General features: G+C 71.3%; 12 protein-coding genes. 10 read left to right on the top strand and 2 right to left on the bottom strand.

Going from position 1 to position 12,268, the window contains the following annotated elements; genetic code table 11:
- Window positions 1-423: 423 nt before the first annotated feature.
- Entirely contained in the window at window positions 424-816 is a 393-nt protein-coding gene (locus tag AB0J71_RS43940; RefSeq protein WP_352319275.1) for a hypothetical protein, read from the bottom strand.
- A gap of 280 nt (window positions 817-1,096) precedes the next feature.
- On the opposite strand from AB0J71_RS43940, the gene AB0J71_RS43945 reads away from it, so the two are divergent.
- The 10 genes from AB0J71_RS43945 to AB0J71_RS43990 all read left to right on the top strand — a co-directional run bounded on the left by AB0J71_RS43945 (window position 1,097) and on the right by AB0J71_RS43990 (window position 11,474).
- Complete coding sequence (locus AB0J71_RS43945) at window positions 1,097-1,264, top strand: hypothetical protein (RefSeq protein WP_352319276.1); 168 nt, start codon at window positions 1,097-1,099, stop codon at window positions 1,262-1,264.
- Between the two features lie 311 nt (window positions 1,265-1,575).
- A complete protein-coding gene (locus AB0J71_RS43950; protein WP_352319278.1) occupies window positions 1,576-2,481 on the top strand; it encodes an alpha/beta hydrolase in 906 nt (301 codons plus the stop codon).
- Between the two features lie 43 nt (window positions 2,482-2,524).
- Window positions 2,525-3,706, top strand: a complete 1,182-nt coding sequence (gene moeZ / locus AB0J71_RS43955; protein WP_364420142.1) for an adenylyltransferase/sulfurtransferase MoeZ — start codon at window positions 2,525-2,527, stop codon at window positions 3,704-3,706.
- Between the two features lie 46 nt (window positions 3,707-3,752).
- Window positions 3,753-4,475: a hypothetical protein gene (locus AB0J71_RS43960; RefSeq protein ID WP_364420144.1), complete on the top strand. Its 723-nt coding sequence runs from the start codon at window positions 3,753-3,755 to the stop codon at window positions 4,473-4,475.
- The gene (locus AB0J71_RS43965) at window positions 4,469-5,698 is read left to right on the top strand and encodes a S8 family serine peptidase (RefSeq protein WP_364420146.1); all 1,230 of its coding nucleotides are present in this window, start codon (window positions 4,469-4,471) and stop codon (window positions 5,696-5,698) included. Before AB0J71_RS43960 ends, AB0J71_RS43965 begins: the two co-directional genes overlap by 7 nt.
- 158 nt (window positions 5,699-5,856) lie before the next feature.
- The gene (locus AB0J71_RS43970) at window positions 5,857-6,657 is read left to right on the top strand and encodes a hypothetical protein (protein WP_364420148.1); all 801 of its coding nucleotides are present in this window, start codon (window positions 5,857-5,859) and stop codon (window positions 6,655-6,657) included.
- A complete protein-coding gene (locus AB0J71_RS43975; protein WP_364420150.1) occupies window positions 6,633-7,802 on the top strand; it encodes a S8 family serine peptidase in 1,170 nt (389 codons plus the stop codon). Before AB0J71_RS43970 ends, AB0J71_RS43975 begins: the two co-directional genes overlap by 25 nt.
- 56 nt (window positions 7,803-7,858) lie before the next feature.
- Window positions 7,859-8,218, top strand: coding sequence for a hypothetical protein (locus tag AB0J71_RS43980; RefSeq protein WP_352319288.1), 360 nt, complete (start codon window positions 7,859-7,861; stop codon window positions 8,216-8,218).
- The gene (locus AB0J71_RS43985) at window positions 8,206-8,520 is read left to right on the top strand and encodes an MGMT family protein (RefSeq protein ID WP_352319290.1); all 315 of its coding nucleotides are present in this window, start codon (window positions 8,206-8,208) and stop codon (window positions 8,518-8,520) included. The genes AB0J71_RS43980 and AB0J71_RS43985 overlap by 13 nt, the downstream gene beginning before the upstream one ends.
- A 101-nt stretch (window positions 8,521-8,621) precedes the next feature.
- Window positions 8,622-11,474, top strand: coding sequence for a CDP-glycerol glycerophosphotransferase family protein (locus AB0J71_RS43990; protein WP_364420152.1), 2,853 nt, complete (start codon window positions 8,622-8,624; stop codon window positions 11,472-11,474).
- A gap of 10 nt (window positions 11,475-11,484) precedes the next feature.
- Here AB0J71_RS43990 and AB0J71_RS43995 read toward each other — a convergent pair whose 3' ends face one another.
- Window positions 11,485-12,084, bottom strand: coding sequence for an NUDIX domain-containing protein (locus tag AB0J71_RS43995; protein ID WP_352319294.1), 600 nt, complete (start codon window positions 12,082-12,084; stop codon window positions 11,485-11,487).
- Window positions 12,085-12,268: the final 184 nt, after the last annotated feature.

The raw sequence follows: 12,268 nt of genomic DNA on the forward strand, positions 1-12,268 counted from the left end.
GCCAGGGATATATCCGTCCGAATGCCCCACAAACGGACATTGTCCTCTCTTGTCCGACACTATGGAGCATCATGGTGCATAATCGGACATTTCGGACTGCCAGGGGTCATGGGTCCAGTATCAGGGGGAAGAGGGATCCCGCATTCAAGAGAGAACGCGGTGAGGGCTCCACCGGCAGAATGCCAGTGGAACGCAGTGAGGACCCACCGGCGGAATGCCGGTGGAACGCAGTGAGGGCCCCACCGGCAGAATGCCAGTGGAGCCCTCACCGGGAATTGCCGCGGTGACAGAGGAGAATGGATTCTCAGGCAGGACCGCAAGGTCCGGGTGCGGTCACTTCCTGAGAGCCCAGTACTCGCCGGTCGGATTCACTTCGCCGTGAAGAGCGACCATCCATGGATTACGGGCACCATTCCCCCGCGATCAGTCGTCGCGGTCGCCGCGCGCCCGGTGGTCCTCGCGCAGCTCGTTGCTGGTCCTCGTCTCGGTGTTGTCGTTCGTGTTCTCGTTGAAGATCTTGACGCAGACGCCGCCGCCGCGGTGGTGCCGGCGCCAGCCGCCACCCCAGCCGCCGCCCCAGCCCCAGCCGCCGCCGCCCCAGCCGCCGCCCCAGCCGTGGCGGTTGCGGTTGCAGCGGTGGTGGCGACGGTGCCACCAGCCGTGACCGTCCCCATCGCCCCAGCTGAGGGTCGTCGGGCTGGTGACGTTGTTGGCGGTGCTGGCGTTGGCGGTGGTCGTCGCGCCCAGGCTGACCACGCCGCCGGTCAGCGCGGTGCTGACGGCCAGACCTGCGATAACACTTTTGAGCTTGGGCATTGCGTTTTCCCCCTAAAGGATTGGTTGCCCCGTTCTCGACGTTCCCGAGAGGCCGGGAACCAGGTCTTGAACGACTAGCTGATGAGCCATCCGTGAAATGTCATTTCCGAGACAGAGCTACAGCAAACAGGAGTGGCCCTATTTTGCTATGCATTAGCAATCTTATTGCTTGCATTACAGCTCTATCGAATGAAATGCCATGATATGTCCGATTATGTACATATGGCGGAGTGCCCATCACATCGGGTTCCGACAGCGCCGGCCGTGCTTTTCTCGGGAAATGACGGCATGGCCGTATACGCCGGAAGGCGGCGGCCATGCGGGTATCTACGGCTCGCAGGAAATGCTCGCCGGCACACCTGTGCGCCAGGCTGAGAAATGTTGGACGATGCTGTCGTCGGGATCGTTCGGGAAATGCCTTTACGCCTTCCCGATGGATTTCCAGTGACCACGACTTTCCGGCCGCTAACCAGGAGTGTCCGGTAGGTTGCGCACTGTATCCGTTCCTCATGGTTACCCGTATCGAACCTGGTAAACGGGGACAGACAGCTTTTGCCGCACACTTAAGCCCCCAAGAGATCCATTAGACAGCTATGAGCGGAAATGTCGGGCCTGTCCCATGTCTGCCCGTCGGTGCGACCCCCTGTGTGCCCCGTATGTCCACTGCTGCTCTGATAGGTCGGCGAAGGTGGCGTCTGTACGGAATGCAGACCCGGCCTGAGCGCGCTGGTTATCGTGGAAGAGCGACAAGGAGGACGTATGACAGCGGTGGAGCCGGTCCCTCACTGGCCGGGACGCATGATCGGCCCGGTGCACGTGCGATCCACCCCCGACGGCGGCCCGGCCGAGCAGGCCGTGTTCGTCCACGGGCTGGCGGGTTCGGCCACCAACTGGACCGACCTCATGGACGAGCTCAAGGACACCGTCACCGGCCACGCCCTCGACCTGCCCGGCGCGGGCTTCTCCCCGGCGCCGCCGGACGGCGACTACACGGTGGCCGGCCACGCCGCGGCGGTGATCGGGCTGATGGAGCACACCGGCCCGGCCCACCTGTTCGGCAACTCGCTGGGCGGCGCGGTGGCGGTGCGCGTCGCCGCGACCAGGCCCGACCTGGTCCGCTCGCTCACCCTCGTCTCGCCCGCCCTGCCCGACCTGCTTCCCCGGTACGGCCCGGTCCGCGTGGCCGCCGCCGCCGTCCCGAGGGTGGGCGAGTGGTTCGCCGACAAGCTGCGCCTGCTCCCCGCCGAGCAGCGCATCAACGCCTCCTTCGCCATGGTCTGGGCGAACATGAACGCCGTCCACCCGGTACGCCTGGCCGACGCCGTGGAGGAGCAGCGCCGGCGCGACGACGTCCCGTACGCGGGGGAGGCCATGATCGGCTCGGCGCGGGGCATCGTGGCCGAGTACTTCCGGCGGGGCGAGGACAACCTGTGGCGCCAGGCGGCCAAGGTGGAGGCCCCGACGCTCATCGTCCACGGTCGGCACGACCGCCTGGTGCGCCCGGCCATGGCGGCGAAGGCGGCCCGTACGTTCCGGCAGGTCAGGCTCGTGCTGCTGCCGACGGCGGGGCACGTGGCGATGATGGAGATGCCCCGCGTGGTGGCGGCGGAGGCACGCCGTCTGATCGGTGAGACGAGATTGGGGAATGCCCCACTCGCCGAGTAGGTTTCAGCTAGAGATGTGACCCCCTGAAACGGGAGCGTAGAACGTGTCGTTGCCACCGCTGGTCGAGCCGGCCACAGAGCTGACCGTAGACGAAGTGCGCCGCTACTCGCGCCACCTGATCATCCCCGATGTCGGGATGGCCGGGCAGAAGCGGCTGAAGAACGCCAAGGTGCTGTGCGTGGGCGCCGGCGGCCTGGGCTCGCCCGCCCTGATGTACCTGGCCGCGGCGGGCGTCGGCACCCTCGGCATCATCGACTTCGACGTCGTCGATGAGTCCAACCTGCAGCGCCAGATCATCCACGGCCAGTCCGACGTGGGCAGGCTGAAGGCCGAGAGCGCCGCGGCGTCGGTCCGCGAGATCAACCCCCTGGTCGAGGTCGTCGTCCACAACGCGGCCCTGACCACCGAGAACGTCATGGAGATCTTCTCCGGCTACGACCTCATCGTCGACGGCACGGACAACTTCGCCACCCGCTACATGGTGAACGACGCCGCGGTGCTGCTCGGCAAGCCGTACGTCTGGGGCTCGATCTACCGCTTCGACGGCCAGGCCAGCGTGTTCTGGGCCGAGCACGGCCCCTGCTACCGCTGCCTCTACCCCGAGCCCCCGCCTCCCGGCATGGTGCCGTCGTGCGCCGAGGGCGGCGTGCTCGGCGTGCTGTGCGCGTCGATCGGCTCGATCCAGGTCAACGAGGCCATCAAGCTGCTGACGGGCATCGGCGACCCGCTCGTCGGCCGGCTGATGATCTACGACGCCCTGGAGATGAAGTACCGGGACGTCAAGGTCCGCAAGGACCCCGAGTGCGTGCTGTGCGGCAAGAACCCGACGGTCACCGAGCTGCTGGAGGACTACGAGGCGTTCTGCGGCGCGATCTCCGACGAGGCCGCGCAGGCCGCCAGCGGCTCCACGATCACCGCGCAGGAGCTCAAGTCCATGATGGACAAGGGCGACAACATCTACGTGGTCGACGTCCGCGAGCCCAACGAGTACGAGATCGTCTCCATCCCGGGCGCCACGCTGATCCCCAAGGGCGAGTTCCTCAACGGCTCGGCCCTGGAGAGGCTGCCCCAGGACAAGCGCATCGTGCTCCACTGCAAGTCGGGCGCGCGCTCGGCCGAGGCCCTCGCGATCGTCAAGAACGCGGGCTTCGCCGACGCGGTGCACGTCGGCGGCGGGGTGCTGAGCTGGGTCAAGACGGTCGACCCCAGCCTGCCCAGCTACTGAGGCGTTTTCCGGGGAACCTCCCGCCGAGGCGCTTAAGGTCGGTGTCGTGAACCACGCCCGCCCCTGGCCCACCCTGGTGGTGTCCTCCGCGCTGACCCTGGTCTGCGCGGTGGCCGCCGGGGTGGCCGGGAGCGCGGCGGGCACCGAGCTGACCCGCGGCCCGAGCGCGGCCGAGCTGCGCGCCGCCGCCACGCGCGAGGTCGCCGAACGCTGGCGCGCGTGGCCCGCCGGGCGCGTCTTCCCCGCGGCTCTGCCGTACGCGGCCGAGCAGGGCGGGCAGGAGCGGGCCGAGCGCATCGGCATCTCGCCGCACACCGGCTGCGGCGCCGGGTCCGTCGACGCGAAGGCGGTCAGGACGTTGCGCGAGGCGGGATGCAGGGGCGTGCTGCGGGCCACCTACATCGACGCGCTGCGCGGCGTGCTCGTCACCGTGGGCGTGGTGGCGCTGCCCGACGAGGCACGCGCGGTCCGGGCCAGGAGCGCGTTCGCCGACAACGGCAAGCCCGTGCCGGGGCTGCTGCCGCTGAGCTTCACGGGCACGGTCGCCGAACGCTTCACCCCCTCCATGCGGCAGGCCGGTTCGGTGCGCCAGGCGGGGCCGTACGTCGTGCTGACCACGGCGGGCCAGGTGGACGGGCGGCCCGCGACCACGTCCGGCGAGTCCCGTCCGGCGATCTTCGCCTTCGCCGCCGAGCTGTCCGAACGCGTGCTGCTCGACCTCAGCACGCCCCGGATGCCCGACTGCGCGGCCGAGGGATGGCGGTGCTGAGCCGGCGCGCCGCGAAGGCGCTGTCCGCCGCCCCCGCGGTCCTTCTCGCCATTCTTCCGGCAGCCCTGCCCGCCCACGCCGACGACGACGTGCGCCACGGCCAGCGGGCCGTGATCCAGACGCTCGACCTGCCCGCGGCCTGGCGCGTCACCAAGGGCTCGGGGGTCATGGTGGCCGTGCTCGACTCCGGGGTCGATCCGGCCCACCGCGACCTGGCCGGCTCGGTGACCGTGGGCCGCGACTTCACCGCGGGCGCGAACCCGCCGGGCGTCGCGCCGCCGCGGCTGCACGGCACGTACATGGCCTCCCTGATCGCCGGGCACGGCCACGGGCCGGGCGGCAGGAAGGGCGTCATCGGCGTCGCGCCCGAGGCCGGCGTCCTGTCGGTACGGGTCATCCTGGAGGACGAGGAGCCGGGGTTCGGCGCCTTCAACTCGGCCGAGCGCTTCGAGGACGTCGTGGCCAGGGGCATCCGCTACGCGGTCGACCAGGGCGCGGACGTCGTCAACATGTCGATCTCCAAGGAGCTCGCGACCCGGGAGGAACGGGCGGCCATCCGGTACGCCATCTCCAGGGGCGTCGTGCTGGTGGCCGCGGCCGGCAACGACGGCGACAGGAAGACCGCCGGCGACTTCGCGCCCTACTCCTACCCGGCGTCCTTCCCCGGCGTGGTGTCGGTGGGGGCGACCGACCGGCGGCTGCGCCGGGCCACGTTCTCCAACTGGAACTCCTCGGTGCTGGTGGCCGCGCCGGGCGTGGACATCATGGGCGCGGGGCCGGGCGACGAGTACTGGGTCGGCCGGGGCACCTCGCAGGCGACCGCGCTCGTCTCAGGGGTCGCCGCCCTCATCAAGGCGAGATATCCGCGGATGTCGCCGCCCTTGGTCGTCCAGGCGCTCGCCGACAGCGCCGACGACCGCCCGCCCGGCGGCTACGACACCGGCACCGGCTTCGGCGTCGTCAACGCCCGCAGGGCCCTGGCCGAGGCCGCCCGCCTGGCCACCCACACCGAGACCGCGACCGGCCCGCAGGCCCAGGACCCCGCCCGGCCCCTGGCGGGCGGCCCGGCCGGGCCCATCAGGGTCACCACGAGGGACCACCGGCGCGTGACGATCTACGCGGCCGTCGCCGCCGTCGCCGCCGGCGGGGCGCTGGCCTCGCTGGCGGTCATCTTCCTCCTGGTCAGACGCGTACGACGGGACCACGGCACACACGACGCATGATCCGCCTGCTAACGGGGACGAAATAGACACCGACCGAACGCGGGAACGAGGCCAGGGTGGTGAAGGCACGTAGGTCGACCTCAGGGCTACCGCGCGCCGGCGAGGCCACATCGGGACGCAGCAACCCGCTCGGGGCGTCGACCGGCCGCCGCTCACGCGTGCGCGCCTGGCCGGCGGCGAACTCCCGCACGCGCACCGCGGCCAGGGAACGCGCCGAGCTGGCGGCCCTCCAGCAGGGCGTGCGCTTTCGGCGCATCTTCGTCGTGCTGGTCGGCGCGGTCGTGGCCGTGTCGGCCCTCGTGGTGCTGCTGGGCACGATCGGGCTGCTCAACGAGACGCGCTCGCGCCCGCTGACCCTGGCCGAGCAGAACCAGTACAAGCAGGAGGAGATCGCCCGGCGCTGGCAGGCGTGGCCGGCCACGGGCGTCTTCCCCGAGGAGGTCAAGTACCTCGGCCTCGACCGCGCCCAGCAGTATGCCAGGCGGGTCGGCATCGCCCCCGAGACCGAGTGCGGCAAGGGCGTGGACGCCTCCGTCGCCGGGGTCCTCGACAGCCACGGGTGCGTCACGCTGCTGCGCGCCACGTACGTCGACCAGACCTCCACCTTCGTCATCACCGTCGGCGTGGCCGTGCTGAAGGACGAGGAGTCCAGGGTGTCGGCGGGCGAGCAGCTGGGCCAGGACGACCGGGTGGGCGTGCTGCCCGTGGCCTTCCCCGGCACCGTGACCGAACGTTTCGGCGCCGAGCAGCGCCAGCGCACCGGCTGGGTGGGCGCCGGGCCGTACATCGTCTTCTCCACCGCCGGGTACGCCGACGGGCGCACCAGGGCCGCCATCCCCCCGGAGGAGATCCTGCACAGCGAGCTCTGGCCGGCGGCCAAGTCGGTCGGCAACCAGATCGCCTATTTCCTGGCGGACCCGCCCAAGGTCCCGCCGTGCACCCAGGGGAACGTGTGCTGACCGCCGTACGCGCGCTCGCGGCCACGTTGCTCGTCCTCCTCGGGCCCACGGCCGCCCCGGTCAGGGACCAGCAGCAATGGGTGCTGGACGCGCTCAACGTCGAGCAGGCGTGGAACGTGACCAAGGGCGAGGGCGTCACGGTCGCCGTCGTGGACAGCGCGGTGGACGCCGGGATCAAGGAGCTGAAGGGCCGCGTCACGATCGGTCCGGACATGAGCTCGGGCACGGTGGCCCGCGAGGTCAGCCCGGGGCGGCACGGCACCGCCATGGCCGCGCTGATCGCCGGTTCCGGCGCGGGCGGCGGGCTGATCGGCGTCGCGCCCGGGGCGCGCATCCTGTCGCTGCCCCTGGCCACCGACGACGAGCCGGCCTTCGACCTGCTGCCGCCCACGGACCTCCAGTCGCCCGAGAGCTCGCTGGCCCGCGCCCTGCGCTACGCCGCCAACCACGGCGCCCAGGTCGTCAGCATGTCGATCGGCTCCTACGGGCCGGTCAGGTCCGAGCGGGAGGCGGTGTCGTACGCGCTGAGCAAGGGCGTGGTGCTGGTGGCCGCCGTCGGCAACGACGGCCAGACGCCCTACGCCAAGGAGAAGGGCACCTCGTTCTGGAGTTTCCCGGCCGGCTACTCGGGCGTGATCGGCGTCGGCGCGACCGACAAGCAGGGCAGGAAGGCCACGTTCAGCAGCGACAACCTGTCGGTCCTCGTCGGCGCGCCCGGCGTGCAGGTGCCCGTCGTCAAGCGGCCCAGCGGGTACGAGCTGTCCGACGGCACCAGCTCGGCCGCCGCGCTCGTGGCCGGCGTGGCCGCGCTGATCAAGTCGCGCTTCCCCGGCCTGCCGCCCGAGCAGGTGGCCCAGGCGCTGGCCTCCAGCGCGCGGGGCCGTCCGGCCGCGGGCTACGACGACAACACCGGGTTCGGCGTGGTGGACGCCGGGGCCGCGCTCAACGCCGCCGAGCGTCTGGCCGGTCAGCGGCGCAGCGTGACCGCGCCCGGAAAGGAGCACTTCGGCCGGGGCGAGGACTCACCGGTGCCGACCCGTCCGGGGGCCGATCCGTGGCGGTTGTGGCTGTATGGAGGGGGTGTGCTGGTCGCGCTGGTGACGTTCTGCGGGGCGATCATCGTTCTCAATCAGCGCAAGGAGTGATGAACCGCTCGTACTTCGCCCGCGTGGACGGTAAAGATCCGCTATGGTCGCGCGTCATGGGATACGAGCTGCGGGTGGTGCGCGAGTCGCCACTCGCCTTCGCGGAGCTCGCGAAGGCCATCGCGCCGGCCGGTTTCGAGCTGCGCGGATCTGAGGAGATCGTGGCCGGCCACGACGGCGGCCGGCACGCGGTGGCGCGCTGGCAGGGCCAGGTCGTGGGCGAGCCCGGCTCCGACTGGCAGGTGGCCCAGCTCCTGCGGCTGTCGGCCGCACTCGGCGCCCGCCTGGTGGGCGAGGACGGCGAGCTCTACGCGCTGCGCGACGGCGTGATCGAGGTCCTGTCCGGCGGCACGGTGATGGAGATCGGCAAGTTCGACGAGATCATCGACGCGGGCCCGGCCGCATGGACCCCCTGAACCCCTTCGCCGAGCGGGTGCTCGACCTGGTCGAACGCATCCCGCCCGGCAAGGTCATGGCCTACGGCGACATCGCCGAATACCTGGGCGAGGGCGGCCCCCGCCAGGTGGGCAAGGTGATGTCCACCTGGGGCGGCGGCGTTCCGTGGTGGCGGGTGGTGCACGCCGACGGCAGCGGCGCCGCCCCCGACCACCTGCGACGATGCCTGGCCCACTGGCGCGAGGAGGGCACCCCGCTGCGCGGCGAACGGGTGGACATGAGCAGGGCGCGCTGGGACGGGCGTTCAGCCGATTTTCAGTAAGGGTCCTGACCTGCGGTTTCGCTGTTGAGGCGATTCTGTGACATGTGACTCCCATTACCATGGGCTGAACACTGACAGGCCCGAAAGGCGGTGCCTCCACGATGGCCACCGGCGTCACAGCCCAGCGCCACAGCGGCGACACGCTCGCCGACCGCCTCAAGGTCGTCCAGGATCTCTGTGATCGTGGCGAGCCTCTTGAGGCGGTCATGCGTGCCGTCGGGCCCGGCGGCCGCGACGCGGCGTTCGACACCGAGGTGCTCAGCGGGCCTCTGGGGTCGCGCATCGACCTCGCGGTCAAGCGCGGCCCGGCCCGGCGCCGCGAGCTGCTCACCCTGATCCGCCCCTACCTGGCCGGCGTGGCCGCGGAGGTCAAGCGCGACCTGCCCGTCGCCCGCCGCGTCATCTGCCACCTGATCGAGCACCGTCCCGACGACGAGCTGGTCGACGGCGAGACGCTGGTCAAGGTCGTCACCGCGGCGGCCGAGCCGTCCAAGCGCATCCGCAAGGGCCTGAGCTGGTACGCCGACCTGCCCTTCCGCGACGAGCTGCCGCCCGGCCTCTACCGGCTGCGCCGCGCCGACATGGTGCCGGTGACCCACATCGACGACATCGTGTGGGTCGACGGCAGGCTGCGCGTCACCGGCTTCGCCTACCTGGCCGGGCTGTCGGTGCGCAGCCGCAGGTTCAACTGGGCGACCGTGGTGCTGCGCGGGCCGCGCTGGCTGCCGCCGATCCGCATGCGCACCAAGCGGGTGCTCGCCCCCGAGGCCACCCACGGCGCGCGCGAGCCCGGCTGCAACTACGACTGGTCCGGCTTCACCGCCGAGCTGAGCCCGTGGCCGCTGCGCTGGCGCGGGGCCGTGCGCGGCATGGTGCACGCCGTGCGGCGGCGGTTGCGCCACCGTCCGGGGGTGCCCGACGCGACGACCTGGCGGGCCGAGATCGTCTTCTGGAGCCGTGGCGCGCGGGCGACCGGCCTGCTGCGCGGCTCTGCCATCGGCCGGCCCGAGCGTCCGGCCGGCCTCAAGCTGAAGCCCGGCTGGTGGGTGCGTCCGGTCTGGACGTCCGACCGCGCGTTGCAGGTCGTGCTCCAGCCCAACAGGGCCGAGCTCACCGGCGTGTCCGTCCAGGACGAACGCCTCGACCTCAAGATCTTCCTGCCCGGCCGCAGCGTGACCAAGGGCCACGCCAGGCTGGGCGGCCACCGCATCGCCGCCGACTTCACGCCGTCCGGCGGCGGCACCGAGGTGTCGATCGGGCTCGCCGTGCCCGCGCTGCTCCAGGAGAAGGACGGCCGGCGGCTGTGGGTCGAGCCCAAGGGCGACCCGGCGGCCTCCGTCATGCTCGCCGACCTGGTCGAGACGCGCACTCCGGTGGGCGACCGGGAGATCACCGTGCTCGGCGACCGGCGCGACCGCGTCGTGGTCTCCGCCCACCGCATCCGCCCGGTGATCACCTCCGCCGTCTGGGAGGGCTCCACGCTGGTCCTGCGCGGCGACTACCCCGACGCGCCCGGCCCCCGGGTGCTGACGTTGCGCCACCGGTCCGGGCTGTCGTACTCGCTGCCCATGGAGCGGTCGGGCGACGACTTCTCCGTCCGGGTGACGCCCTCGTCCATGGACCGCTTCGGCGAGTCCGTGCCGCTGGCCTCGGGCACCTGGAACATGTCCTTCCGGCATCCGTCGGGCGAGATCGTGCCGTTCCGGATGGACCACGCCGCCCTGCCGGGGCTCGACGAGGATCCGCGTACGGTCGACGGCCGGGCGTACCGGATGATCTCCACCCGGTTCGACGTGCCGGTGATCACGGTCGAGGAGGGTCGTCCCAACGACGAGCGGGGCGTGGCCGGCACCCACGTGCTGCGCCGCGTCTTCTACCCGGCCCAGCGCACCGAGCCGCTGCACGACGCGACCGTCTACGTCGTCAACGACGGCCGGCTCTACGCCGACAGCGTGCGCGCCATCTACGAGGAGCGGCTGCGCAGGGGCGACGACCGCGAGCACATCTGGATCGTCAAGGACGCCGCGTTCGTGCCGCCGGGCGGCGCGCGGGCGGTCCGGGCGGGCAGCCGCGAGCACCACGCCGCGCTGGCCCGCTCCAGTCACATCGTCACCAACTCGTTCCTGCCCGCCTGGTTCCGCGCCCGCGAGGACCAGGTCGTGCTGCAGACCTGGCACGGCACCCCGGCCAAGCGCATCGGCAACGACCAGCCGCACATGGCCCGCGACCCCCGTCCACCGATCTGGTACCGGCAGGCGGCCGAGGTGCGCGGCTGGGACCTGCTGCTGTCGCAGTCGCCGTGGGCCACCACGGTGCTGCGCCGGGCCTTCGGCTACAAGGGCGAGATCCTGGAGAGCGGCCTGCCCAGGAACGACGTGCTCAACTCGCCCGAGCGCGAGGTCAGGGCCGCCGCGGTCCGCGAGCGGCTCGGGCTGGCCGAGGGCAAGCGGGTGGTGCTCTACGCGCCGACCTGGCGCGACTACGACCGCAAGAACGCCATGGTCAAGCTCGACCTGGCCAAGGCCCGCGAGGCCCTGGGCGCCGACCACGAGATCCTGGTACGCGCCCATCCGATGCAGGCCATGCCCGCCGTCCCCGACATCGCCCACGACGTCACGACTTATCCGGACATGGCGGATCTGCTGCTGGTCACCGACGTCCTCGTGACCGACTACTCCTCGGTCATGTTCGACTTCGCCGCCACCGGCCGGCCCATCGTCTTCTACGGCTACGACCTGGCGAAGTACTCCTCCAAGCGGGGGCTCTACCTCGACCTGCCCGAGCAGGCGCCCGGCCCGGTGCTGCCGACGTCGGCCGAGGTGATCGACGCGCTGCGCTCCATCGACGAGGTGGCCGCCGCGTACGCCGACCGCTACGAGGCCTTCCGGGCCACGTACGCGCCCAAGGACGACGGCAAGGCGACGGCCCGCGTGGTCGACCACCTGTTCTCCTGAGGGCGCGGCCTCACAGGTCGATCGGCAGGTCCGACAGCATGAAGGGCTTGCCGGGCGCGTGACCGAGGGGGCGCGGCGCGGCAGGAAGGCGCTCGACGAGCAGGAGGAGCAGCGCCGACAGGGTCGTGGCGCACACGATCTCGCCGGCCTCGATCAGGCGCCGGACGCTCGACAGGTGCACCCACTCGATGCGCTCGGCCTCCCACGGGTCGCTGGGCGGTCCGATGTGGGTGGCCGCGTCGGCCCGGTAGATGTGGTTGAGGCTGTCGGTGAAGCCGTTGGTGGGCTGGACCGACAGCAGCGGGCGCAGCGGCCCCGGACGCCAGCCGGTCTCCTCCTCGACCTCGCGGGCGGCCGCGGCCATCGGCATCTCGCCCTCGTCGACCTGGCCGAGCGGGACCTCCCAGCCCCAGCTGTCGGTGATGAAGCGGTGGCGCCAGATCAGCAACACCCGGTCCGCGTCGTCGGTGACGACCGCGCCCGCGGCCGGCGCGGTGCGGACCAGCCGGTGATCGAGGTGCCGCCCGTCGGGCAACTCCACATCCGCGATCCGGATGTCCAGCCACTGGTCGGCGTAGAGCGACGTCTCGGAGTGGACCTGCCAGCGCATGTGACCAACCCCCTAGCGAAGGCGCGGGTATCAACCCAACGTTACAAGAGACAACGCTGCGTGTGTGGGGCAATCGTGCGGATCGTCGCATCGCCGCAGGCAGCGCGACGCCCAGGGCGAAACTATGGCCTCGGCGTGTCGCACGATATTCGGATATTTGCCTCGATACCGTAGGCGGATCGCG

It is taken from the genome of Nonomuraea sp. NPDC049637 (genome assembly GCF_040675235.1).
Classification (GTDB): domain Bacteria; phylum Actinomycetota; class Actinomycetes; order Streptosporangiales; family Streptosporangiaceae; genus Nonomuraea.